The sequence below is a fragment of the Mycobacterium sp. TKK-01-0059 genome (genome assembly GCF_000709305.1).
Lineage (GTDB): Bacteria > Actinomycetota > Actinomycetes > Mycobacteriales > Mycobacteriaceae > Mycobacterium > Mycobacterium intracellulare.
This window is the reverse complement of record NZ_KL446993.1, coordinates 1,243,711-1,268,783: the sequence shown is the minus strand read 5'-3', so window position 1 is coordinate 1,268,783 and position 25,073 is coordinate 1,243,711. Positions and strand designations below refer to the sequence as shown.

The following is a 25,073-nucleotide window of genomic DNA, read 5'->3' as shown; positions in this document are numbered from 1 at the left end:
GCTCGGACCGCGGTCTAACCTGGGCGCGATGGTGAACAAACTCGCGACGTTGCCGGCGGCGCTCGCCGTGATCGCCCTGACCGCATTCTCGACCGGTTGCTCCCACCGGTCCGGCTCGGAGCAAACGACGGGTGCGGCCGAGTTCGCGTCCGCGCTGAAGGGCAAGGTGACGATCGACGCCATGATGGCCCACCTGTCCAAGCTGCAAGACATCGCCAACGCCAACAACGGCACCAGGGCGGTGGGGACCCCCGGCTACGAAGCCAGTGTCGACTATGTGGTTAATACCTTGCGCGACAGCGGTTTTGATGTGCAGACGCCCGAGTTCTCGGCGCGAGTGTTCCATGCCGAGAAGCCGGAGCTGACCGTCGACGGCAGGCCGGTGGAGGCGCGCGCGCTGGACTTCAGCCTGGGAACCCCACCGGGCGGGGTGAGCGGGCCGCTGGTTGCCGCGCCGGCGAACAGCTTGGGCTGCGCGGCCGCCGACTACGGCGATCTCCCGGTGCGGGGCGCGGTGGTGCTCGTCGATCGCGGCACCTGCCCGTTCGCTCAGAAGGAAGACGCCGCGGCGCAGCGCGGAGCCGTGGCGATGATCATCGCCGACAACGTCGACGAAGAACAGATGGGCGGCACGCTCGGGCCGACCACCGAGGTGAAGATCCCGGTGCTCAGCGTGACGAAATCCACCGGGGTGCAGCTGCGCGGCCAGCCGGGGCCCACCACGATCAAGCTCGATGCCAGCGCGCAAAGCTTCAAGGCCCGCAACGTGATCGCACAGACCAAGACCGGTTCGGACGCCAACGTGGTGATGGCGGGGGCGCACCTGGACAGCGTGCCCGAGGGGCCCGGGATCAACGACAACGGATCGGGAGTGGCGGCGGTGCTCGAAACCGCTGTGCGGCTGGGCAGTTCGCCGCCGGTGCACAACAAGCTGCGATTCGGCTTCTGGGGTGCGGAGGAACTCGGGCTCATCGGGTCGCGGAACTACGTCGAGTCGCTGGACCTGGCCGCGCTCAAAAACATTGCGCTCTACCTCAACTTCGACATGCTGGCATCGCCGAACCCCGGCTATTTCACCTACGACGGGGACCAATCGCTGCCCATGGACGCCCGCGGCAAGCCGGTGGTCCCCGAAGGCTCGGCCGGCATCGAGCGCACGCTGGTCGCTTACCTGAAGTCGGCCGGCAAGACCGCGCAGGACACCTCCTTCGACGGCCGGTCCGACTACGACGGATTCACCCTGGCGGGCATCCCCGCCGGCGGCCTGTTCTCCGGCGCCGAGGGGAAGATGTCCGCGGACCAGGCCAAGCTGTGGGGCGGGACGGCCGACCAACCGTTCGACCCCAACTACCACCAAAAAGGCGACACCCTCGACCACATCGACCGCACCGCGCTGGGAATCAACGGCGGCGGGGTGGCCTACGCGCTCGGGTTCTACGCACAGGACCTCAGCGGACACAACGGGGTCCCGGCGATGGAAGACCGCGTCCGGCACGTCCTCGCCAAGTCATGAATCCCCGCTGGGGTGCAACGCTGTTGCTGATCGCGGCGCTCGTGGCCGGGTGTTCGTCGACGCGGCCCGCCCCGCACGCCGCGACACCCGACCTCGGGCACGGCCTCGCCAAAAAGATCACCGTCGAGGGCATCCTCACCCATCTGCGCGCCCTGCAGGACATCGCCAACGCCAACGGCGGCAACCGCGCGGACGGCACGCCGGGCTTCAACGCTAGCGTGGACTACGTCGCCAAAGCGCTGCGCGACAAGGGGTTTGACGTGCAGACGCCGCAGTTCGACCGGTTGTACACCGTGTCGATGGGTAAGCCGTCGCTGACCGTCGCGGGCCGCACCTATCCCGTCGACCAGGCGTCGCTGCTGGTCCAAACGCCCCCGGGCGGCCTGACGGGGCAACCGATCCGGCCGGCACAGCCATCGGGTTGCGCCGCCCACGACTACCCGGCCGCGATGCCCAAGGGCGCGATCGCCGTCGTCGACGACACCCGCTGCTCGGTCGTCGACAAGCAGAACGCCGCGCTGGCCAACGGGGCGAGCGGGCTGATCGTGCTGAGCGCCCCCACCGGGCGAGGGGCGCCGCCCACGTTGTTCAGTCCCGGTTATTTCAAGCAGCTGACCGTGCCGGTTGCCGTCGTCAACCCGTACGGCGCCTCCGCGCTGACCGGTGTGACCGCACCGATCCGCCTGGTGCTCGACGCCGTCAACACCAAGATCACCTCCCGAAATGTCGTGGCACAGACCAAGACCGGTTCTCCGCACGACGTCGTCGTGGTGGGTGCGCAGCTCGACGGTTCACGCGCCGGACCCGGCATCAACGACGACGGCTCCGGGGTCGCCGCGGTGCTCGAGACGGCGCGTCAGCTGGGACCGCTGGCCCCGGTGAACAACGCGGTGCGGTTCGTGTTCTGGGGCGCCGAAGCCGAGGGGCCGAACGGGGTCATGGATTACGTGTTCGGCATGGACCGTGATCAGCTCAACGACATCGCGCTCTATCTGAACTTCACCATGCTGGGCTCGCCCAACGCGGGCTTCTTCACCGACGACGGCGATCAATCCGGCCCGCCCGGACCCGGAGTCTTCGCCGCGGACGTCCCCGAAGGCTCGGCGGGCATCGAGCGCACGCTGGCCGGCTATCTGAACCTGGCCGGCAAGCGTCCCGCGGACATGCCGCTGAATTCCCGGGCCGACTACCACCCCTTCATGGTCGCGGGCGTGCCGATCGGCGGGCTGACGACCGGTTCCTCCCAGACGAAGACCACCGTGCAGGCGCGCTTGTGGGGCGGCCAGGCCGGCGTGCCGTTCGATCCGAACTTCCAGAGCCCGCGCGACACCGTCGACAACATCAACCGGGAAGCCTTGGGGATCATGGGTTCTGGCGTCGGTTTCGCGGTCGGCAGCTACGCCGAGTCCATCGGCGGGGTCAACGGCGTGCCGGCACACGACAAGAGGCATCGCACCCGAATGCCGTAGGGGCGTTTTGTCGGACACTGCAAAATAATGCGCTGCGCCAAGCGCTATATCGCTCGCGGGAGTTTAGCAGGCGTCCGCGATCCCAGCAGCAGAATCATCGAACTCCTTTCCTGAGAACATAAGAGCTTCCACTATCAAGCCGGATTGCCCACCGGGCCCGCGCGTATCGATTAAGCTCTCGCCCTACCAGTAGCAGGCGAGGGACGAACCAGATGGAAATACTTGTCACGGGGGGCGCAGGCTTTCAGGGAAGCCATCTATGCGAGTCGCTACTGGCCGACGGGCATTGGGTCACCGTCCTGAATACGTCGTCGAAGAGCGCGAACCGAAACACCAATGACTTTCGTTCGCACCCGCGAGCGGCCTTTATCTCGGGCTCGGTGACCGACGGCGAAACTGTCCATCGCGCGGTCCGGGAGCACCACGTCGTTTTTCATCTGGCCGCCAATATCAACGTGGACCAGTCTTTGGGTGATCCAGAGAGCTTTCTCGAAACCAACGTCATGGGTACCTACCGCGTGCTCGAGGCGGTAAGGCGCTACAAGAACCGGTTGATCTACGTGTCAACCTGCGAAGTGTACGGCGACGGACACAATCTGCGGGACGGCGAGCTTCTCGACGAGACAGCTGAGCTCAAACCGAACAGCCCCTACGGCGCCTCCAAGGCGGCGGCGGATCGGTTGTGCTACTCCTACTACCGCTCCTATGGGCTTGACGTCACGATCGTTCGGCCATTCAACATCTTCGGGGTGCGCCAGAAAACCGGGCGCTTCGGTGCGCTGATTCCACGACTCGTCCGGCAGGCCATCAACGGCGAAAACCTGACGATCTTCGGCGACGGTTCGGCAACGCGCGACTACCTGTACGTCAGCGATATCGTGCGCGCATACAACCTGGTATTGGAAAACAGCGCGCTTCGTGGACGGGCGATCAATTTCGCGAGCGGCATAAACACGCGGGTGAAAGACATCGTCGAATATGTCGCCGGAAAGTTCGACGCCAAAATCGAACGTCGCGAAGCACGCGCCGGCGAAGTCGCTCGTTTCCCCGCCAACATCGACTTCGCGAAAAGCCTCGGATTCAAGCCCGAAGTCGGTATCTGGGAAGGCATCGACCGCTACATCCAATGGGCCAAGGATCAGCCACAATACTCCTACCAACAAGACGGGGTCAGCGGCGTCTTGTCGCCCCTATGAGTCCGGCGATTACCGATCTTTCAAAAAGTGCATCTTGCCCAGCACATCGCCGTTAGGCTGGTGAAAGCTTCCATCCCACAAATGGCTCGGTGTTACGTGTTCGCGGAGCAAGGACCTTGAAGTGAACAGTCCGGCTGAAGTGTCGATGCGTGGCGGCGAGTTTGATGGTGAGTTTTTGACGTCGCTGCGCCAGGAGGTCGACGCGTGGAGTGCGCATGACGCGCTGGCGCAGCTGGTTGCGATGTTCGGCGGAGTTTTCCCGCGGCACGCCAACCTGGCAGCCCGGTTGGCCGCCCTGGACGAGTTCAGTGAGGTATGGGATTACCGGGGCCGGGCGAGGGCGCGTCGGGGCGGACAGCAGGTGCGGTGCCAAGACGCCGACGGCGGGGCGCGGTGGATGATCCCGCGCCTGGACCTGCCGGACCGGCAACTCGACACGATCACGACGCTGGCGCGACAGCTTGGCCTTACCGACGAATCACGGCGCACTGACGCAACGTTCGACTACATGCTGGTGATCGGCACCGGACGCTACTCGAACATGCTTCGGGCCCGGTGGGCGCGGGATCTGGCCGCCGAGAATCGCGTCGGTCATATCGTGCTGGCCGCCGCTTCTCGGCAGCTATTGCCGTCCGAACACGACGCGGCCGCGTCCTGCGCGCCGGGCGCGCGTACCGAGTTCGAGTTGTTGGCGGCCGCCGCGACCGACGCGTTCGGGGTGGATACCCGCGAAGCGGTACGGCATGGGCGGCAGCGAGTCGGCGACCCGCATCGGGGCCAGATGGTCTGGCGCTTCAGCGAAGACAGCAACGACGTCGGGCTGCCCATCACACTGCTCGAGGCGCCGTCGCCGGACCCCAACAACCGCCGCGCCACCTCCGCGGATACCTTCACCTTTACCGCGCGGAGCCTGGATATGCAGCGATCGAGTTGCCTACTGGTGACCGGTCAGCCGTTCGTCCCCTATCAGAACTTTGACGCGCTGCGGACTCTGACCCTGCCGTTCGGAATTGGCATCGAGACGGTGGGCTTCGGCATCGACCGCTACGAAGGACTGCACGACATGGACCTGCAGCATCCCGCCAAACTGCTGCAGGAGGTCCGCTCGACGATCCGGGCCGGCCGCAGCCTGCTGGAACGCGTCGAGGCCGCCCAACTCACCGCTACCCGTCGGCGGTGATTGTGCACGGTGTGGCGGGCGGGTAGTTGCCCGATACCGCGCGCAGCCGCCCCGGCGGCGGCCAGGGCCGCAGGCCCATGTTGCCCAGAAAGCGCAGCGGATTGACGTGTGCGCCCCGAACCCGCGTCTCGAAATGCAGGTAGCCGTCCGCTGATTGACCTTCCGCGCCGATGCTGCCGATTTGGGTTCCCGCATTGATTCGATCACCGACCGCGATGTGCGTGGCGCCACCTGGCCGAAACACGTAGCGGATTTCGGAGTCGCCGTCCGAGATGATCACCGAGCAAAGGTGATCGACTTCGCCTGTGCGGCAAACAGTTCCGGATATGACGGCGTAGATCGGGCTGCCGGGGTCAGCGGCGAAGTCGACCCCGGGATGGAAACCGTCCGCGCGGGGTCCGTATCCGCGCCCGATCGCGCGTGGCTCCGCCTCGATCGGCAGGCGCGCCCCCGGTTCGGTCCGGTCGAAGTCGCCACGCACCCGCCGCCGGTAGTCCGCTTTGAGGACGTCGACCTCGTCGAGTGCGTAGCCGAACAGCAGGGATCGGTCATAGGCGACACCGAAGTTGTGCCGAAAATCGGGATCCAGCCGCATGTAGTGCCTGACGCGTGCGATCCGTTCCTCCAGCGTCGACCAGCCGTTGTGCGTCAAGCGGATTCCGTCCAGCCGCCCTATCCGGCCGTGGTCGGTGATGTTGGCCGGCCAGTGCGAATTGTGCATCAACTTGGAGCCCGCATACAGGCCCGGGTACCAACGCCAAAACGGCCCGCGCAGCGCCTCGGCGGTGCCCATCACGGGCACCATGTCCGGGTAGTCGGGGTCATCCCAGCGGGAAACCATCGGACACATCAGCGCCGCCACGTCCTCCGGTGTCCGGGCAAGCACTTCACGGATGTCGACGTCGATCTGGAAAACCCAGTCGGCGTCGACCATCACCATCCAGTCCGGGCGACAGAAATCGGCCATCCGGTAGAGCAGATCCAGGCCGGTGGACTCGGGGATCAACCATGGCGTGGACGGTAGATCCGCCCGGGCGCGAACAACATTGGTGACCGCGGGATGGTTCGCGAGAATCGCGGCGGTCTCGTCGGTGCTGCGGTCGTCGATCGCGTAGATCTCGTCGCTGAAGGCGGCCAGCGAGTCCAAGGTATCGGCCAAGGTTTCCCCGGCATTGTGGGCGCGCGTTACCGCCAGAATCCGCATCCTGCTGTCCTCTACGTCGCGTCTATCACGCGAGAACCGAAATGTAGTAGCTGGGCTTGTCGGAAGGCGGGCGGTGATTGCCGGGCATCGCGGGCAGGCCGTGATCGGCCAGCAGCTGCGCGGCCGTGGTCCCCACCGAGCGCCAACCGTGGTTGTCGAGGTAGTCGGAAACGTCGCTGCGGGCCCCGGAATAGTTCAGCGACCAGATGTCGAGATGGAATCCATGGTCGCGCCAGCTGCGAGTCGCACCGCGGATGATCTCTTCGACCCGCTGGGAGTCCAGTTCCGACGATCCCACGAACGTCTCCATGGCCATCTGGCTTCCCGGCGCGCTGAGATGGGTGACATTGTCCAGCAGGCGATCCTGGGCTTCCGGGGGCAGATAACCGAACAGTCCTTCGGCGATCCAGGCGGTCGGTTGCGCCGGGTCGAATCCGCTACGCAGCAGCGCGGCCGGCCAGTCGTGGCGCAGGTCGGCCGGTACCATCCGCAGACGCGCCGTCGGCTCGGCACCCAGCTGCGCCAACGTTTCGGCCTTGAATTGCAGCACATCCGGTTGATCGATCTCATACACCGTCATCCCGGGCGGCCACGACAGTCGGTAGCCGCGCGCGTCGAGGCCGGACGCCAGGATCACCGCCTGGCGGATCCCGGTGGCTGTGGCGTCCTTAAGGAACTGATCGAAGTAGCGGGTGCGGGCCACCAACTCGGTGGTCATTCGCTGTAGGCCCCAGGCCGCTTCGGGATCGTCGACGTCGGACGCGTGGAGCTCTCCGGTGGCCCATCTGATGAGGAATTCGATACCCACCGCGCGGACCAACGGTTCGGCGAACGGGTCCTCGATCAACGGCTCGGCCGAATTGGTGGCTCTGGCACGGCCCGCGGCCACCAGCGTTGCGGTTGCGCCGACATGGCTGGTCAGATCCCAGCTATCGTCGTCTCTCCGCACCGCCAATCCTCCCTTTTCGCTCGCGCCGCCGCCCCCGGGAATTCGTCGACCAATCCGAACCTTTTCCTCCGCCATTCCGCACCACTCTGGCCAAAGAATCGCATACAAACGAGGTGTTGGGTGGCGCTATTCGCCCGAAACCCAATGAGCCGAGGGCGACTGGACCGATTGGCAAGGGGCGCTGCCCTGCTCGCGAACCTCCGGGGTATGTGGGAACCCGGATATCGGGAGTCTGCAATCGCGCCAACGCGAACCGGCGCCAACAAACGCAGGTCGACAACCGCCACATTGGCGCGCGCGCTGACCGTGGATGCTGATGAGGTGCACGACGAGCTAGGCGGCCGGGTGGTGTGAACTAATCCCGTTATGCCCCAGCGTGTTTGATCGCCATCACTGTGCCGGTGGCGCCCGGTGGCCGGGCTAGTTGTTTGTCGGTGGTGGTTGGGGTTGGAAGGGGTCATACCACCACCAGTCGGCGCGTTCCCCGGTAGGACCGGGACACGGCGGCACCGCGGGCGGGGGAAGGCTGGGTGGGCGTGCCAGTGATCCCGGGCTCAGTGGTCGGCCGGTGTCGTCGGTGACGGTGAGGTCGTGGGCGGGTCCGGTGAGGGTGATGTCGCCGCGGTGGTGTGCCCGGTGGTGATAGGGGCAGACCAGCACCAGGTTGGCCAACTCGGTGGGGCCACCGTCTTCCCAATGCCACAGGTGATGGGCATGCAGACCACGGGTGGCCCCACAACCGGGCACCACACACGCGCGGTCGCGGTACTCCAGGGCGCGGCGCAGCCGCCGGTTGATCACCCGGGTGGTCCGGCCCGCCCCGATGGGCTGCCCGTGGCGTTCGAACCACACCTCACAGGTGGCATCACAGGTCAACAAGCGGCGCTCGGCATCTGAGAGCAGCGGACCCAGATGCAGCGCCGCAGCGCGCCGTTCGATGTCGAGGTGGGCCACCACGGTGGTGTGCTGCCCATGCGGGCGGCGGGTGGCCTCGGCGTCCCAACCCGCCTCGACCAAGCGCATGAACGCATCGACGGTGGTCGGCAACGGCGGCCGCTGAGCACCGGCGTGCTCGCCATTGTCGTGATCGCGCTTCCACTCGGCGATCAGCGCATCACGATGAGACGCCAACGCCGCGTCGAACTTCGCCGCGTCGTGGTGCGGAAGTTTGATCCGGTAACAGCTGCCCGCCTCGTCGGTGGTCGTGGTGATCGAACGCTCGGGCCCCGACCACGGCCGCGGTTGGGGTTGGGGTCGCGGTTCGAGTTTGACCGCGGTGCGCAACTGGTTGACCGTGGCGACCGCGGCCAGCTGCGCGTAATGCTCATCAGATCCCTCGCCTGCGTGGGCGGCGATCACCCCAACCTGATCGGCCGACAACCGACCCTCCCGCATGCCGGCGGCGCAGCGGGGAAACTCGGTCAGCCGGCCAGCGATGGTGGCGATCGTGTGGGCGTTGCCCGAGGAACAGCCCAGCTTCCAGGCCACCAACGCCGGCACCGAGCGCGCCCCGGTCACACCCCACAACCCGTCACGATCAATCTCGGCCACGATCTCCACAATGCGCCCATCAATCGCATTGCGCTGACCCGCCAACTCCGCCAACTCCCCGAACAGCACCTCCAGGCGGTCACTCGCAGTGACCACCACGGGCTCAGCGGACCCGATCGACGACATGACCACATCATCACAGCGACCACCGACAACACCGGGCCGCCAATCCCGATACGTGAGCCAAGTCAGGCCAGAGCGCCGCTGATGAAGAGGGTGTCGTCGTCGTCTGGAGCGGGCGCGTCGAGGCCACTGCGCCGGAACAGTTCTGCCAGCGGCACACCTTCGAGCTGCCAGCCCTTGGCGCCGAGGTAGTCGAGGGCGTGGTTGCGCTGGCCGGTGTAGACCAAGGAAGCCAGGTCGATGTCGACGCCATGGTCGCGGAACGGGTTGGAGACGGTCCGCGCTCGCTCGGCGTCGAAATCCACGATGCTGGTGACGAATTCGGTGGCTACCCTGCTTCCTGATGCGCTGAGTGCCGTGATGTTGTCGAACAGCCGGTCCTGGTCTTCTGGCCTCAGATACATCAGTAACCCCTCGGCCAGCCACGCCGTCGGTGCCGCCGAGTCAAGGCCGGCGGCGCGCAACGCCGTCGGCCAATCCGCGCGCAAGTCGACGGACACGGCGCGCAGGGTGGTCGAGGGGCGGGCGCCCAGCTCGGCCAAGGTCGTCGCCTTGAACTCCATCACTTGTGGTAGGTCGATCTCGTACACCACCGTCCCGGTCGGCCACGGCAGACGGTAGGCCCGGGTGTCCAACCCGGACGCGACGATCACCACCTGTCGAATCCCGCGGCCGGTGGCGCTGAGGGCGTAGTCATCAAAGTACTTCGTGCGGACCGCGTTTCCGTCGACCATCGCCCGGGCCACGGCCGGTGAGACGTCTGCGATCGCCGACATGTCGAGTTCGCCGTCCATCATCTTGGTGAACAGATCCAATCCCACCGCACGGACCAGAAGTTCGGCGAACGGATCGTTGATCAAACCGCGCGGATCCTTGGTGGCCATCGCGCGCCCGGCTGCGACAATGGTCGCGGTGACGCCGACGCTCGACGCCAGATCCCAGCTGTCGTCGTCGGTGCGCGGCATCAGGCCACCTTAGCCGTGTCCTCGTTGTGCTATTGGCGTCGGAACAGGCGCCCATGGAGGGTGCAGAACCAGGCGATGTTGCCGTCCGGCCCGCGGACGAAGTTGGACCGACTGCCGGTGGGTTTGCCGTCGGGTCCGATGTCGATCCCGTAATCGGGCCGGTAAAAGGCGAGCCCCAATTCGGCGGCATCCGGGCCGTCCGGGTTGGCATCAGTCAGGGTTCCAGCGAGCTGGCCGTCCCTCGCCCGGAATTCGATGACCGTTTGCTCGAAATTGCCATTTTGCGAGACTTGCCCGGCGACGTACCGGCCCTCGTAGGGCGCCAGGTCGGCGGGGCCGAGGCGTTGCGGTGCGGCGGGCAGGTTGCTGATTCCGGCGAATCTTCGCAACGCCCAGTCGCGGGCGAAAAGGTCGTTGATCAGATGAAATCCGCCGTCAGAGTTGGTGAGTACGGTCATGGCGAAGTCGCGATCGGGCACCATGAAAAAACCGGAACGTTGCCCCTTCCAGGTACCGCCGTGCTCGACGATGGTCACATTCTCCGCGGACGGCCGCAGCATCCAGGTCACCCCCATCCCGGTCAGCTCGACCCAAAGCGTGCCGCCCGCGCCCGGGTTCGAGCGCATCGCCTCCAGCGACCGTCGGCTCAGAATCTGCTCGCCGGTCGGCGCGCTGCCGTCGCCGAGGTGGAACCGCGCGTAGCGCAGCTGATCTCGCGCCGTGGACATCAACCCACCGGTGGGATTACAGCTGCGTGGAAACGCCCAAAACTCGCTTTCGACAATGGGTCTTCCGCCGACCACGGCGTGCGGCGCCGCCACATTCAGACCGATGATCTGGTCGGAGAAGTAGTGGGTGTGGGCAAGCTGCAGCGGATCAAGTACCAGCTTCTGCACGGCGGACTCGTAGGTTGTTCCCGTGACAAGCTCGATGATGCGCCCCGCCACCACGAGACCCGAATTGTTGTACGCGAACGCGGTTCCCGGAGCCGTCAGCTGCGGTAAGTGTGTCATCGCGTCGACGTAGCGCGCCACCGCGTCATCGCCACGCCCAAAGTCCTGGCCGTTGCGGCCATCCCAGCCCGCGGTGTGATTGAGAAGCTGACGGACGGTCACCGTGGCGCCGACCGACTCGTCGGCCACCGCGAAGTCGTGGATGTAGCTGCGCACGGGTGAATCCAGGTCTACCTTGCCCTGCTCGACCAGGCGCATCATCGCGGTTCCTGTGAAAGTCTTTGTGGTGGAACCGATTCGGAAGACCGTGTCACCGTCGACAGGCAACGGATGGTCGACATTGGTAACCCCGTAGCCCTTGACGAATTCTTGGCCGTCGACCCAGATAGCAACCGCGACGCCCGGAATCGCGTAGGCGTCCATGCCGGCGTTGATCTTGGCATCGAGTTCGTCGAACGCCACGCCAAGATCCGCGCGCTGAGCGGTTTCAACCACTGCAGCGGCGATTTCGCGTGGCAGTCGATCCGAATGGCTTTGTGGTGTCTTTGGCCTTCAGTGGCACCGTCCACATGACCGTCAATATAGCCGGGCTTACGTAACCATCGCGAGGCCTTCACACGCCGAGCCGTCAGCCAAGGCGACGGCGAGCCGCCGCCTTTCTAGCGCGGCCGCGTCCGGCCGGGGTTTGCTGGGTCTCTCGATTTCGCCCGCCGCGGACGGTCGGCACCTCTAGAATGAGTCCCCTTGGTGCTGCCGTGTCGCCGGTCGGGATGAGGTTGGTCATGAATAGCCATGCGCTCAGGTCGGCACTGGTCTGGGCGGCGGCGGTGCTGGTGGTGGCCGGCTGCACGACATTCGTCGACGGGCGCGCGCTGTCGATGCTCAACGACCCCTTCCTGGTGGGCGGGCTGCCCGCGACCAACGGGCCCAGCGGGATCCGCTCGAACGCGCCTAGCCCCACCGGCAAGGTGCTCAACACCGACAACGGCCCCATCGACAGGTTGGCGTTGCTCTCGGTCAACGACATCGAGGACTACTGGCAGTCGGCGTACAGCCGATCGCTCAAGGGCACCTTCGCTCCCGTCAGCAAGATGGTGTCCTACGACTCCAACGACCCGAGCAGCCCGATCGTGTGCCACAACGACACCTACAAGCTCGTCAACGCCTTCTACACGTCGCGCTGCAACCTGATCGCCTGGGACCGCGGCGTGTTCATGCCCGTCGCGCAAAAGTACTTCGGCGACATGTCCGTTACCGGCGTGCTCGCCCACGAATTCGGGCACGCGTTGCAGCAGATGGCGAAGCTGGTGACCAGACGGGACCCGACCATCGTCCACGAACAGCAGGCCGACTGCTTCGCCGGCGTCTATCTGTTCTGGGTCGCCGACGGCAAATCGCCGCGCTTCACGCTGAGCACCGCCGACGGCCTCGACCACGTGCTGGCCGGAATCATCACCACGCGTGACCCGGTGATGGACAGCGAGGCCGAAAACGACGACGCACACGGCTCGGCCCTGGACCGGATCAGCGCCTTCCAAATGGGTTTCCTCACCGGCGCCTCGGCGTGCGCGGCGATCGACCGCAGGGAGATCGAGCAGCGCCGCGGCGATCTGCCGAACGCCCTGCGGGTCGACTTCAGCACCGGAACGCCGGAGACCGGCGAGGTCCCGATCAACCAGGACACCCTGTCGACCCTGATGGAACTGCTGGGCAAGATCTTCGCCCCGGCCAATCCGCCGGTGCTGTCCTACCAGCCCGCCAATTGCCCGGACGCCAAACCCACCCCACCGGCGTCCTACTGTCCGGGCACCAACACCATCGCGGTCGACCTGCCCAAGCTTGCCGTCATGGGCAGGGTCGCCGACGAGAGCGAACAGTCCCTGCCGCAAGGCGACGACACGGCCCTGTCCCTCGTGATGTCGAGATACGCACTGGCGGTGCAGCATGAACGCGGCCTGCCGATGCAGAGCCCGTGGACCGCGCTGCGCACCGCATGCCTGACCGGCGTGGTGCACCGCAAGATGGCCGAACCCATCGAGCTGCCCTCGCACAACCAATTGCAGCTCACCGCCGGCGATCTCGACGAAGCGGTCGCCGGGCTGCTCACCAATCACCTGGTGGCCAGCGACGCGGACGGCACCAGCGTCCCCGCCGGCTTCACCCGCATCGCCGCGTTCCGTGGCGGCGTGACCGGCAACGCGGACGCGTGTTATTCCCGTTATCCGGGATAACGAAAGACCCCGCGGATCAGCCTATTTCGGCCAGCCGGGGAATCACCTCGTCACCCAGGCGGCGGACGAACCCGACCGGGTCCGGGTTGCCCGGCAGCGGGCCGACATTGATCATGTCCACACCGAGCCTGGCGTAGCGTTCCACGGTCTTCAGGTACTCGTCGATGTTCTCGAACGGGTCCGTCGTCGCGAGACCGCCGGACGTCTTACGAATGTCGGCGGGGTTCCTGCCCACCGCGTCGCAGTGCCGGTGCAACACGTCGATTTTGTGCTCGAGCTCCTCGACGTCATTCGACATGCTGTTCCAGATGTTGGCATACTGCGCGACCAGGCGCAGCGTCTTCTTCTCGCCATCCCCGCCGATCAGGATCGGGGGACGCCGAATCGGTTGCGGCACACAGATCGTCTCGGCCAGCCGATAGTGCGCGCCTTCATACGGGCCGTCGTCGTCACTCCACATCTGCCGGCAGATCTGCAACGTCTCCTCGAGCATTTCGAAGCGCGCGCTCAGCGGCGGATACGGAATGCCCAGCGCGGTGTGCTCGCGCTCGTACCAGGCCGCACCCAGCCCCAGCATCGATCGGCCCTGCGACAACACGTCCAGGGTGGTGACCGTTTTGGCCAACACGCCCGGGTGGCGGTAGGTGACCCCGGTGACCAGCAGGGTCAGGTCGATCGTGGCGGTCTGGGCGGCCAAGAACCCCAGCGACGTGTAGCCCTCGAGGAACGGGTCCTGCGCTGGGCCAAGCTCTTCCATCTGGAAGAAGTGATCGGCCAGGGTGAACAACGTGGCGCCGCCCTGCTCGGCGGCCTTGGCCGCGTCGGCCAGCGTCGGGCCCAGTCGCGCCGGGTCTCCGGGTAGAAAGTCGATGAAATGCAATCCCAATTCCATTGCGATGACGCCCCTTTCTCAGTGTTCGGTCAAGCGCTCGAGTAGCGACAGCGCGTCGACGATGACGCGCCGCTCCGCCTCGGTGTAGCGCTCCTGGATGGTCCGGGCCAGCCATTCCTCCCGGGCCCGACGGTCGCTCTCGGCGCGCTTTCTCCCCGCCGGGGTCAGCGAGACCACCTGTCGCCGACCATCATTCGGGTCCGGGGAGCGTTCGATGAGCCCCCGCTGCCCCAATCCGGCCAGGATGGTGGCCATCGACTGGGGACGCACCTGTTCCGCGCCGGCCAATGCGCTGGCCGACGACGGCCCCTCCTTCCAAAGCCGCGTGAGCACCGCCGTCTGCGACGGTGTCAAACCGTCGACCGCGATGTCCTTCAACCGGCGCCGCAGCCTGCTGAACACCACCCGGATATCGCGTGCCGCCGCTGCCGCGGAGTCGCTGATGCCATCCACGGCACCACTCTAAATTAGACAGCCAAAACTGTCCAGTTCGGACTGTCTATTCCCGTCCGAGCAGCTGTAGCGCGGCATCCACGGCCAGGGCCGGGACGTTCAGCGTCTTGGACCGCAGATCGTGTCGGGCGCTGGCGATCTCGACGACGGCGGTCGTTCCGCCGATCAGCGCGGCCGCGGTGCGCAGCTCGTCGGGCGTGCCGAAGGGATCCGAGGTTCCGTGGGTGAACACCGTCGGCACCGTGATGTCGGGCAGATGCTCGGTGCGCAGGCGCTCCGGCTTGCCCGGCGGGTGCAGCGGGTAGGAGAACAGCGTCAGCACGTCCACCGGGGCCTCGCCGGCGGCAACCACCATGGATGTCTGCCGGCCGCCGTAGGAATGCCCGCCGGCGATCAGCGGCCCGGGGGCGAGGTCGCGGCACACCGTGATCGCCTCGACGATGCCGGCGCGATCGGTGGCGGCCGACCCGGATGGCGGCCCGGTGGGGCGCCGGCGGCGGTAGGGCAGGTTATAGCGCACCGCCAGCCAGCCCCGTTGGGCCCATTCGTCGCAAACCTGTTGCAGCAGTGGAGAATCCCGATTGCCACCGGCGCCGTGGGTCAGAACCACGACCCCTTCTGGGCGACTTGCATCGTCCGGTTCGTGCACGATGCCCGCGATCTGATCGAGGGGGCGAGCCATCATGACAGCCTAAACAGCGGCGAGACGGGGCCGTGGCCGTGGCCCAGGGGATAGGAGGCACGCAGAGATTCAGTGACCCACCGCTTCCCGAAACCGACCGCTTCCGGCACGGTGAGGCCGTGCGCGAGTGCGCAAGCCGCCGCGCTGGCGAGGGTGTCCCCGCCGCCGTGGTCGTTGCCGGTCGCGATCCGCTCCGCGTCGAACTCGTGGTAGGAGGTGCCGTCATAGAGCAGGTCACAGCTGTGGTCCGACGAGCGCAGGTGGCCGCCCTTGACCAACACCCACTGCGGGCCGAGCGCATGCAGGGCCTTGGCCGCCGCCCGCTGCGACGCCGGGTCCACGACGTCGATGTCCACCAGTAGCCTTACTTCGTCAAGGTTCGGCGTCACCAGCGTGGCCAACGGAAACAATTGATTCCGAAGCGAATCCAGGGCCGCCGGCGCCATGAGCGCGTCGCCGTGCATGGAGGCCGCCACCGGGTCGACGACGAGCGGGACGGTCAGTCCGAGCCGGCGCCACGTGGTGGCGACGGTGTCGATGATGCGTGGCGACGCGAGCATCCCGGTCTTGGCGGCCTGGATGCCGATGTCGCCGACCACGGCCTCGATCTGGCCGGCGACGACGTCGTCGGGAATCTCGTGAAAGCTCTTGACTCCCACGGTGTTCTGCACGGTCACCGCGGTCACGGCGACGCAAGCATGCACACCCAACAGCGCCATGGTGCGCATATCGGCTTGGATGCCCGCGCCGCCCCCGGAGTCCGACCCGGCGATCGACAACACCCGCAGGGGCGTCGTGCCCGGCGGCGGAACCGGAAGGAACGTCACTGCGCCAGATGGTGGCGCGCCGCGGCCGCCCTTGCGGTCACTGCTGTGCCAGCGGCAGATACACCCGGTTGCCGTGCTCGGCGAACTCGCGAGACTTCTCCGCCATGCCCTCGGACATGACCGCCTCGATCGCTTCCTCGCTGTCCAGGCCGTGTTCCGCCGCGTACGCCCGCACATCTGCGGTGATGCGCATCGAGCAGAACTTCGGCCCGCACATCGAGCAGAAGTGCGCGGTCTTGGCGGGTTCGGCGGGCAGCGTCTCGTCGTGGTACTCCCGCGCGGTGTCGGGATCCAGCGACAGGGCGAACTGGTCGTTCCAGCGAAACTCGAAGCGCGCCTGGCTCAATGCGTTGTCGCGCTCCTGGGCGTGCGGATGCCCCTTGGCCAGGTCGCCGGCGTGGGCGGCGATCTTGTAGGCAATCACCCCATCCTTGACGTCCTTGCGGTCCGGCAGCCCCAGGTGCTCCTTGGGCGTCACATAGCACAGCATCGCGGTGCCGGCCTGGGCGATGATCGCCGCGCCGATCGCCGAGGTGATGTGGTCATACGCCGGGGCGATATCGGTGGCCAGCGGGCCCAGCGTGTAGAACGGGGCCTCCTCGCACCACTCCTCTTCCAGCCGCACGTTCTCGACGATCTTGTGCATCGGGACGTGGCCCGGGCCCTCGATCATCACCTGCACGCCATGGGATTTCGCGATCTTGGTCAGCTCACCGAGGGTGCGCAGCTCGGCGAACTGCGCGGCGTCGTTGGCGTCGGCGATCGAGCCCGGCCGCAGCCCGTCACCGAGGGAGAAGGTGACGTCGTAGCGGGCGAAGATCTCGCACAATTCCTCGAAGTTGGTGTACAGGAACGACTCCCGGTGATGCGCCAGGCACCAGGCGGCCATGATCGAGCCACCGCGCGACACGATGCCGGTGACGCGCTTGGCGGTCAGCGGCACGTAGCGCAGCAGCACACCGGCGTGCACCGTCATGTAGTCCACGCCCTGCTCGCACTGCTCGATCACGGTGTCGCGGTAGATCTCCCACGTCAGCTCGGTCGGATCCCCCTTGACCTTTTCCAGCGCCTGGTAGATCGGCACGGTCCCCACCGGCACCGGCGAGTTGCGCATGATCCACTCGCGGGTTTCGTGGATGTTCTTGCCGGTGGACAAGTCCATGATGGTGTCCGCGCCCCACCGGGTGGCCCACACCATCTTGTCGACCTCCTCGGCGATCGAGGACGTCACCGCCGAGTTGCCGATGTTCGCGTTGACCTTGGTCGCAAACGCCTTGCCGATGATCATCGGCTCGATCTCGGGGTGGTTGTGATTGGCCGGGATCACCGCGCGCCCCCGGGCGACCTCGTCGCGCACCAGCTCGGCGGGCATGCCCTCGCGCGCGGCGATGAACGCCATCTCCGCGGTGATCTCGCCCGCGCGGGCGCGCTGCAACTGAGTGCCGCGGTCGCGAACCACACCCGGCCGCGCCGGCAGCCCGGCCGCCAGGTCGATCGTCGCGTCCGGATCGGTGTAGGGGCCCGAAGTGTCATAGAGATCGAAGTGATCGCCATTGGACAGGTCCACCCGGCGGAACGGAACCCGCCCGCCGGCGACATCGCGATAGATCTTGTGGCTGCCCGCAATCGGGCCGGTGGTCACGGAGGGTGCAGCGGTTCCCGATAGGGTCTCGGTCATTTTTCATCTCCCTACGCCGGCATTACCCGGTCAGGTTCGTACGGTCGACGGCCCCGAGCCGTCCTCTCAGCGCACTCGGCATGCGCTCCCGCGTTGATGGATGGGTCCGCACGCGACGTTACCCCCACCCCGGAACACATGGCAGGGCGACGGCCCATCTTCCGGGGCGGTAGCCGAGGACGTCCCCCGAGTGGAAAGATGCAAACGTGCAAGCTGGCGACCCATCCACGAACGGCGATGACGCGCGATCCCGTGGGCCGTCCGAATACCTGAACATCGGCACCTTCCGCTTCTGGTTCGGGGGACAACGCTGGGAATGGTCCGACGAGGTCGCCAGGATGCACGGCTACGAACCCAACGACGTGGAGCCGACGACCCAACTGCTGTTGTCGCACAAGCATCCCGACGACCGCGCGCACGTCCAGGAGTTGCTGGACTACGCGCTGCAGTCGGAGGGCTCGTTCTCGAGCCGGCACCGATTCCTCGACACCGCGGGCACGGTGCACGACGCGATCGTCGTCGCTGACCGCATGCTGGACGAGTCGGGCGCCGTGCTGGGCACCGAGGGCTATTACATCGACCTCACCGACACCCTGGACGAGACCCGCCAGGAGGTGCTCGACGAGGCGCTGCCGGATCTCGTCGAGAGCCGCGCGGCCATCGAACAGGCCAAGGGCGTGCTGATGTCCGTCTACCGGGTCAGCGCACAACAGGCCTTCCGCGTGCTGCAGTGGCGCTCGCAGGAGACCAACGTGAAACTGCGTGCGCTGGCCAAGCAGCTGCTCGACGAAATGGCCGGCCTGCCGGCGCCGTCGACCGCCGTGCAAAGCCAGTTCGACCATTTGCTGCTGACCGTGCACGAACGGATTTCGCCCAGGCCCGCCGACTAGGATCTCGACGTCGGCTGTGGCGACAGGTCCGACGCTGCCGGCGCGTTACGAGGTCAGACCTCCTCCATCGCCTCGCCGAGTTCCTCGAGAAGCTTGTTGTGGTGGTTGCTCGCCAGCAGGTGTCCGGCGGCGATCACGACGGCCACCGGCCAGTCGATGAGTTCGAACGCCGCCAGGGCGGCCAACCCCCCGAAGTAGGCCAACTGCTCGGGCCGGGGAATCTGCACCTGGCCGATCGCCGGCAGGTTCACCACAAACGTTTCGCCCTCGCGGATCTTCTCCACCGCATCGCGCTGGGACGTCTGGCGCCGCGACTTCTTTTCCGCCATCATTTGCCTTTCGGTAACGAAGGGTTTCCCGCCTCGCTGGGTCACGCGTACAACGTCGGACCTATGTCGACGATGACAGGCACCGGGGGCGATCCGCTAGTTTCGTCGATTGCTTCGGTGCTCAGGGTGCCGTTACTGGAACTCTATGCGCTGTTGTGGCGCGCCGGGGTGGTCGAGATTCGGAACTCGGAGCGGGAGGCTCGGCGGGATCCGGCGGCGGCTCCGGGTTTGATTTGTCCCGACCCGTCAGCGCACGTGACAGCACGCCGGTCGCGACCGTCGCCGCCGCGGCGGCGCCCAGGCCCTGGGCCCAGCCGAACGGTCCGAGTGGCGTACAGCCGAGCAGCTGGCTGACGCCTGGCGTGCTGATCAGGACCCCCACCAGGCCGAGTGAACCCAGCGCGGTGAGCACCACCAGCGGGGCCTGAGACTCCACCAGCGTCTGGCCCAGTTCGGTCCCCACCAGCGCGACCAGCGCGACGGTCGAGGCGCGTTGCGGACTACTCAGCGGGCCGGACAGGCCCGCCATCGCCCACGCCGCCGTCGTCGCCGCCGCCGTGGTGACGCCGCGGATGGTGACCGCCTGCCACAGCGCGGCCTGATCCGCGCCGCGCAGCCGCGGGTCGATCGGGCCGCTGGGCTTGCTGACCGCGAGCGCGGCGGCCGGCAGGGCGTCGGTCATCGTGTTGACCAGCAGCAGCTGGCGCGTGTTCAGGGGCGACGTGCCGGTGATCGCGCTGCCGATGATCGCGAAGATCACCTCGCCGGCGTTGCCGCCGAGCAGCACCGACACCGCCGACTGCACCCGCCGCCACAGCTGGTGTCCTTCCCGGATGGCCTCCATGAGCGCGTCGATCCTGCCGTCGACCAGCACCACGTCGGCCACCAGGTGCGCCGGGTCGCTGCCATGGGCGACCACGCCGATGCCGACCGTGGCGGACCGGATGGCGGCGGCGTCGTTGGCGCCGTCGCCCACCATCGCCGTCCGCACGTCCGCGTTCTCCAGCGCCTGGACAACCTGGACCTTGTTCTCCGGTGTCATGCGGGCGAAGATCACCCGCTCCGCCGCGACGCGCTCCTGGTCCTTGCGCGACAAGGCCTCCCATTCGGCGCCGCTGATCACCTGATCGGCGGTCACGTTGAGCCCCAGCTCGGCGGCGATGGCCTTGGCGGTGATCGGATGGTCACCGGTGATCAGCTTCACGCCCACCCCGAGGCCGCCGAGGTCGGCGAGCAATTTCGCGGCCTCGGCGCGCGGGGTGTCGGACAGGCCGAGGAAGCCGGTCAACGTCAACCCGCTGGTGCAGTACTCGGCGATGTCATCGGGGTTTTCCGCTATCGCCCGGGCCTGTTGGGCGGTCAGCTCGCGGCGCGCCACCGCGATGACGCGCAGGCCGCCGGCGGCGAGTTCGGCGACCGTGCCTTCCATCGCGCCGGTGTCCCCGCTGGCGGCCAGGACCACTTCGGGCGCGCCCTTGACGGTCAGCTCGGTGCCGGTCACCGAGGCGGAGAAGGACCTGCCGGAGCGGAACGGCAGGTGCGCGGTCGGCGGTGCGGACGCCGAGCCGTCAACGGCCGAACCGGCCTCGACGATGGCGACATCGGTGGCGTGCACCTGGGTGCCGCCGTTGGTCACCGGCGCGGCGTGCACGGCGCAGCGCAGCACCTCCTCGCGCGAGTACCCGGGCGCGGGATGGACCTGCGAGACGCGCAGGCGGTTTTCGCTGAGCGTCCCGGTCTTGTCGAAGCACACCACCTCGATGCGGCCGAGCGCCTCCACCGAGCGCGGAACCCGCACCAGCGCACCGAACTTCGTGAGCCGTCGCGCCGACGACGCCTGGGCCAGCGTGGCCACCAGCGGCATTCCCTCGGGGACGGCGGCGACCGCGATGGCGATGGCGCTGCCGACCGCGTGCTGCAGGGGGAGGCGGCGCAACAGCCCGAGCGCGCCGACCAGCGCGCCGCCGGTGATGCTCACCGGAAGCGCCTTGGTGGTCAGCTGGCCGAGCTGGTGCTGCAGACCGATGTCGGAGGACAGCTCGCCGGAGATGAGGTCGGCGGCGCGGCGCTGCTGGGTGTCGGGCCCGACCGCGGTCACCAGGGCCAGGGCGGTACCGGCCACCACGGTGGTCCCGGCGAACACCATGCAGCGACGCTCGGCGAGCGGCGCGCCGGGCGTCGCCTCGACCTGCTTCTCGACCGACAGCGATTCGCCCGTGAGCGCCGATTCGTCGACCTCGACGTCGACCTCTTCGATGACGCGGGCGTCGGCGGGCACCACCTCGTGCGTGCGCACCTCGATGACGTCGCCCGGCCGCAGTTGCGCGGCGTCGACGAGCGTGTACGTGCGCGCGCCGTCCGGGCCGCCGATGACCTTCCGGGCGGGCGGAGTCTGTTGGGCCAGTAGATAACTCAACCGCTTCTCGGCGCGCAGCCGCTGCGCGGCGGCCAGGATCGAGTTGCCGGTGAGCACGGTGCCGACCAACATCGCGTCGACGGGCGAACCGAGCACGGCGCTGGCGGCCGAGCCGAGCGCCATCACCGGGGTCAGCGGGTCGGACAATTCGGCGCGCACCGCCTTGGCGAGCTGCCACACCGCCTGCGCGGGCGTCTCCGCCAGCCGCAGGGCCGCGGGGGTGCCTCGCTCCGTCGGGACGGGCGCCGCGGAATCCTGCTCGGGCAACGCCTTACGGACCTGCTCGACCGACATCGCGTGCCATTCGTGCGTGGCCGCCGGGCGTGGGGTGTCCGCGCCCAGGACCCCGCGGGCGAGCAGGTATCCCGAGAGCAGACCGGCCGCCGCGCCGACGTTCACCGTTTCGGATCCGAGGTTGCCCCGCACGCCCGGGATCATGAACAGCGACCCCATCGCGGTGGCACCGGCCGAAATCCCGATGCCGCGCTGGGTCGCCGCGGCGGCCGCGGGCAGCGCGTGCAGCACCCGCCAGGCGGCCTGAAGGTCCGGCAACAGCAGGTCAGCGTTCCACAGCGGGGCACCCACGCCGTCCTGCGGCAACACGCCGAGCGCCAGATGCGCCGACGAAATGGCTTGTGCGGCAGTCGACGACAGCACGGCCACGGTGCGGCCGGCCTCCTGCAGGTCGTCCACCGCGGCGGCCAGCGCGTCGTCGATGGACTTGTCGGTCCCGCTCTTCAGCGGCCGGACCTCGTCGAACGCCGGCCGCAACTCGTCGAGCGACTCGTGGTCGACCGTCACCAGTTGCGCCCCGGCGCGGTTGGCCTCGCCGACGACGGCGGAGGCCAGCGGATCGTGGGCCGGCAGGAACAGCGCCTTGACCTGTGCACCGGACCGGCCGCTCGATATGCCGGGCACCTTGCGCCAGCCGGCGCGCAGGCCGCTGTTCTCCAGCATGAGCTGGGCGCGATTCCAGGCCGCGGGTAGCTCGCTGTCGTCCGCGCCGCGGATGCGGGACACCCGCAACGTGTCGGTACACAACACGCGGGGGTCGATGACGATGGTGTCGACCTTGTTCAGCCGGCGCAGGCTTTCGGGCCGCAACGGCAACACCGAATGTCGCTCGGCCAGGCCGCGGCCCAGCGTCGCGGCGAACGCCTCGGGGGTGGTCCGGTTGGCCTTGGGGGTGGTCACCTGCACCGCGGTGGCGGCCATGTTCAGGTTGCGGGTGCCGGCGCCGATCGCGCCGGCGCTGAGCGCCTGAAGGAGGGCGAAGCGACCGGGCGCGCGCTCCATGCCCCTCGACGGCTGCGGCCGCGGCGAGCGGGGGGACAGCGGTTGGTCGGCGTGGCGCGCCAGCTCGGGCTCATGCTGTTCCCAGGCTCGTGCCTCGGCGCGGCACTCGGCGACCTTCAGCGACTGCATCGTCAGCCCCAGCGACAGCGACGTCGGCGACTGGGAGAGCGTCTGGCTGGTCGCCTGCACCAGCGTCATCACGGTGTCGGTGGCGGGGCCGCCGATGCGGTCTTCGAGCCGACGGCGCAGCCAGGGCTGGTAGTCGAAGAACGTGATGCCCGCGGCGATGGTGACCGGCAGCCGGGGTAGCCGCGTGGCCCGGCCGAAGAGCGCGACACCCAGCCCGGCCGCATTGGCGGCCACGGTGACCGCCCTGGTCGCCAGCACCAGGCCGTCGCCCGGCAGGCTCGCCGACGCCTGGCCGGCATCTTGCGTTGTCGGGCAACGGTTTTCGGCTTCCTCGACGACGCGGCAGAGGTCGCTCAGCGAGGTGTCCGGGTCGTCGAGGTCCACGACCACCCGGGACAGGGGACGATTCAGCTTTGCTGACGCCACGCCGGGATGGGCCAGGATCGCCTCGAGCACGGTCGGACCGAGTGGGCCGTCGGCCGCGTCCGCCAGCCCGCGTACCTCGATCCACGCGCGGCCGTTGCCACGCCAGCAATGCCGGCGCAACGTGGCGCGGGAGAGTTCGCCGGACAGCGCCTTGGCCCCCTCGCGCAGGGGGATCGTCGCGACGTCGATACCGGTTTCGATCCCGGCTCGCGCCAGCTCGGTTGTCGCCTGTAGGCCCGCAGAAATCAGTCGCGACGGCAGCGACCGTCGCAGAGACGTTGTGATACTCAAGGGTTCAGTAAGGATTCCGTGTCAGTTGGTGCTGCGCAGCGCGGCGCTGCCGGCGCGGCGGCCGGTGGCCTTCTTGGCCGGTTTACTGGCGGCCGCCCGCTTGGTGGGGGCCTTTTGCGGCGGCGATTTGCGCGTCTGGGGCTCGGGTTCGGGCTTGGTCGGCACCGTCGTCAGCTTTGCCCTGGACGGCGGGGCCGACTCCTTCTGCTGGCGGGCGATCCGCTGCAACACCAGCGCCCCGCCGCCGACCGCGAGCAGCACCGGCCACTCGATCAGGCCGATGGCGCCGAGCGCTCCCAGGCCCACCGCGGCGGCCGTCGTCGATTTGCTGCCCTTGCTGATGCCCTGCTGAATGCCGTCCGCGGCGCCCTTGATGCCGCCGACGACACCGTTCACCGCCGCTCCGCCGACCGCGCCGGCAGTGGAGGTGGTGACCGATGCCGCACGATTCAGTGTTCGCCCCACGCTGCGAACCGCTCCGTCGACGACACCCATGTTGACTCCCTGGCCCAATTTCGTATTCATGCAATTCGCGTTCGCTGTTTTCATGTATACCGTGGATCGCACAGTTGAGGGGATCTACGGAATTGCGCTGCCAGTTAGCCTACGCCGGGTCGCGGCGTCAGTCGACGCGCAGATCGACGAGCACGGGCGCGTGATCGCTGGCGGCCTTGCCTTTGCGTTCCTCGCGGTCGATCCGCGCGTCGGTCACGCGACTCGCCAATGCCGGTGAGCCCAGGATGAAGTCGATGCGCATGCCCTGCCGCTTCGGGAACCGCAGCCGGGTGTAGTCCCAGTACGTGTAGACGCCGGGCCCCGGCGCGAAAGGCCGTACCAGGTCGGTGAATTGCGCCTCGACGATCGCGTTGAACGCGCGGCGCTCCGGTGCGGAGACGTGCGTGGCGCCGGCATAGAACTCCATGCTCCACACGTCGTCGTCCTGCGGAGCGATATTCCAGTCGCCGGCCAGCGCGATCGCGGCGCCGGGGTCGTCGCGCAACCATCCTTCCGCCGAATCACGCAGCGCGGCAAGCCAATCGAGCTTGTACGCGTAGTGCGGGTCGCCCAGCGCGCGGCCGTTGGGAACGTAGAGGCTCCACAACCGCACGCCGCCGCAGGTGGCGGCCAGTGCGCGGGCCTCCGCGACGGCGGCGACCTCCGGCTTGCCGCTCCAGGTCGGCTGGCCGTCGAATCCGATCTGCACGTCCTCGAGGCCGACGCGGGACGCGATCGCCACGCCGTTCCACTGGTTGAAACCGACGTGGGCGACCTCGTAGCCGAGTTCGAAGAACGGCAGGGTCGGGAACTGGCTGTCGGAACACTTGGTCTCCTGCATGGCCAGCACGTCGACGTCCGTGCGGGCCAGCCAGTCGAGGACGCGCGGCAGCCGGGAGCGGATCGAATTGACGTTCCAGGTGGCGAGCCGCATT

At 67.6% G+C, this 25,073-nt stretch carries 20 protein-coding genes, 1 pseudogene and 1 riboswitch; of the genes and pseudogenes, 7 read left to right on the top strand and 14 right to left on the bottom strand.

All coding sequences use genetic code 11. The annotated features are described in order from the left end of the window. Positions 1-28 precede the first annotated feature (28 nt). From K883_RS06295 to K883_RS06280, 4 genes are all read left to right on the top strand, one after another. Positions 29-1,513 carry a M28 family metallopeptidase gene (locus K883_RS06295; RefSeq protein ID WP_008261417.1) on the top strand — a complete coding sequence of 495 codons (1,485 nt, stop codon included), beginning with the start codon at positions 29-31 and terminating at the stop codon, positions 1,511-1,513. Beyond that, positions 1,510-2,982: a M28 family peptidase gene (locus K883_RS06290; RefSeq protein WP_008261415.1), complete on the top strand. Its 1,473-nt coding sequence runs from the start codon at positions 1,510-1,512 to the stop codon at positions 2,980-2,982. Before K883_RS06295 ends, K883_RS06290 begins: the two co-directional genes overlap by 4 nt. A 212-nt stretch (positions 2,983-3,194) precedes the next feature. Next, complete coding sequence (locus K883_RS06285; RefSeq protein ID WP_008261409.1) at positions 3,195-4,178, top strand: NAD-dependent epimerase/dehydratase family protein; 984 nt, start codon at positions 3,195-3,197, stop codon at positions 4,176-4,178. A 145-nt stretch (positions 4,179-4,323) separates the two neighbouring features. Continuing rightward, positions 4,324-5,358: a hypothetical protein gene (locus tag K883_RS06280; RefSeq protein ID WP_231504906.1), complete on the top strand. Its 1,035-nt coding sequence runs from the start codon at positions 4,324-4,326 to the stop codon at positions 5,356-5,358. On the opposite strand, the gene K883_RS06275 is transcribed toward K883_RS06280, so the two are convergent. The 5 genes from K883_RS06275 to K883_RS06255 all read right to left on the bottom strand — a co-directional run bounded on the left by K883_RS06275 (position 5,342) and on the right by K883_RS06255 (position 11,622). After that, a complete protein-coding gene (locus K883_RS06275) occupies positions 5,342-6,562 on the bottom strand; it encodes a peptidoglycan DD-metalloendopeptidase family protein (protein WP_036454042.1) in 1,221 nt (406 codons plus the stop codon). The two genes, K883_RS06280 and K883_RS06275, sit on opposite strands and share 17 nt — an antisense overlap. Before the next feature lie 25 nt (positions 6,563-6,587). Continuing rightward, on the bottom strand, positions 6,588-7,511 hold the full coding sequence (locus K883_RS06270) for a class I SAM-dependent methyltransferase (RefSeq protein ID WP_036455289.1): 924 nt from the start codon (positions 7,509-7,511) through the stop codon (positions 6,588-6,590). Between the two features lie 420 nt (positions 7,512-7,931). Continuing rightward, positions 7,932-9,188, bottom strand: a complete 1,257-nt coding sequence (locus tag K883_RS06265; protein WP_036455286.1) for an HNH endonuclease signature motif containing protein — start codon at positions 9,186-9,188, stop codon at positions 7,932-7,934. A 62-nt stretch (positions 9,189-9,250) separates the two neighbouring features. Then, a complete protein-coding gene (locus K883_RS06260; protein WP_036454040.1) occupies positions 9,251-10,150 on the bottom strand; it encodes a class I SAM-dependent methyltransferase in 900 nt (299 codons plus the stop codon). Positions 10,151-10,179: 29 nt separating this feature from the next. Further along, positions 10,180-11,622, bottom strand: a complete 1,443-nt coding sequence (locus K883_RS06255; RefSeq protein ID WP_231504905.1) for a serine hydrolase domain-containing protein — start codon at positions 11,620-11,622, stop codon at positions 10,180-10,182. Between the two features lie 263 nt (positions 11,623-11,885). Between K883_RS06255 and K883_RS06250 the strand changes: the two genes are divergently transcribed. Then, positions 11,886-13,334, top strand: coding sequence for a neutral zinc metallopeptidase (locus K883_RS06250; protein WP_008261395.1), 1,449 nt, complete (start codon positions 11,886-11,888; stop codon positions 13,332-13,334). Positions 13,335-13,350: 16 nt separating this feature from the next. Here K883_RS06250 and K883_RS06245 read toward each other — a convergent pair whose 3' ends face one another. The 5 genes from K883_RS06245 to thiC all read right to left on the bottom strand — a co-directional run bounded on the left by K883_RS06245 (position 13,351) and on the right by thiC (position 17,866). Next, positions 13,351-14,226, bottom strand: coding sequence for an LLM class F420-dependent oxidoreductase (locus K883_RS06245; RefSeq protein ID WP_008261393.1), 876 nt, complete (start codon positions 14,224-14,226; stop codon positions 13,351-13,353). A gap of 18 nt (positions 14,227-14,244) precedes the next feature. Then, positions 14,245-14,679 (bottom strand): MarR family winged helix-turn-helix transcriptional regulator, encoded by a 435-nt coding sequence (locus K883_RS06240; protein WP_008261391.1) that lies wholly within the window; start codon positions 14,677-14,679, stop codon positions 14,245-14,247. A 46-nt stretch (positions 14,680-14,725) separates the two neighbouring features. Next, positions 14,726-15,361, bottom strand: coding sequence for an alpha/beta hydrolase family protein (locus K883_RS06235; RefSeq protein ID WP_008261389.1), 636 nt, complete (start codon positions 15,359-15,361; stop codon positions 14,726-14,728). Continuing rightward, positions 15,361-16,188 (bottom strand): bifunctional hydroxymethylpyrimidine kinase/phosphomethylpyrimidine kinase, encoded by an 828-nt coding sequence (gene thiD / locus K883_RS06230; protein WP_008261386.1) that lies wholly within the window; start codon positions 16,186-16,188, stop codon positions 15,361-15,363. The genes K883_RS06235 and thiD overlap by 1 nt, the downstream gene beginning before the upstream one ends. 37 nt (positions 16,189-16,225) lie before the next feature. Further along, positions 16,226-17,866: a phosphomethylpyrimidine synthase ThiC gene (gene thiC / locus K883_RS06225; protein ID WP_008261381.1), complete on the bottom strand. Its 1,641-nt coding sequence runs from the start codon at positions 17,864-17,866 to the stop codon at positions 16,226-16,228. Continuing rightward, a riboswitch (TPP riboswitch) is annotated at positions 17,858-17,968 on the bottom strand. Its footprint overlaps the gene before it by 9 nt. 104 nt (positions 17,969-18,072) lie before the next feature. Between thiC and K883_RS06220 the strand changes: the two genes are divergently transcribed. Then, positions 18,073-18,756 (top strand): PAS and ANTAR domain-containing protein, encoded by a 684-nt coding sequence (locus tag K883_RS06220; protein ID WP_008261379.1) that lies wholly within the window; start codon positions 18,073-18,075, stop codon positions 18,754-18,756. Between the two features lie 53 nt (positions 18,757-18,809). Here K883_RS06220 and K883_RS06215 read toward each other — a convergent pair whose 3' ends face one another. Further along, positions 18,810-19,085 (bottom strand): hypothetical protein, encoded by a 276-nt coding sequence (locus K883_RS06215; RefSeq protein WP_008261377.1) that lies wholly within the window; start codon positions 19,083-19,085, stop codon positions 18,810-18,812. A 63-nt stretch (positions 19,086-19,148) separates the two neighbouring features. Between K883_RS06215 and K883_RS28525 the strand changes: the two are divergent. Continuing rightward, positions 19,149-19,226 (top strand): annotated as a pseudogene (locus K883_RS28525) (hypothetical protein); the annotation flags it as partial. On the opposite strand, the gene K883_RS06210 reads toward K883_RS28525, so the two are convergent. The 3 genes from K883_RS06210 to K883_RS06200 all read right to left on the bottom strand — a co-directional run bounded on the left by K883_RS06210 (position 19,207) and on the right by K883_RS06200 (position 25,072). Further along, the gene (locus K883_RS06210; RefSeq protein ID WP_008261375.1) at positions 19,207-23,643 is read right to left on the bottom strand and encodes a cation-translocating P-type ATPase; all 4,437 of its coding nucleotides are present in this window, start codon (positions 23,641-23,643) and stop codon (positions 19,207-19,209) included. The pseudogene K883_RS28525 and the gene K883_RS06210 sit on opposite strands and share 20 nt — an antisense overlap. 21 nt (positions 23,644-23,664) lie before the next feature. Further along, positions 23,665-24,138: a hypothetical protein gene (locus K883_RS06205; protein WP_008261371.1), complete on the bottom strand. Its 474-nt coding sequence runs from the start codon at positions 24,136-24,138 to the stop codon at positions 23,665-23,667. A 127-nt stretch (positions 24,139-24,265) separates the two neighbouring features. Then, the gene (locus K883_RS06200; protein ID WP_008261368.1) at positions 24,266-25,072 is read right to left on the bottom strand and encodes an exodeoxyribonuclease III; all 807 of its coding nucleotides are present in this window, start codon (positions 25,070-25,072) and stop codon (positions 24,266-24,268) included. Position 25,073 lies beyond the last annotated feature (1 nt).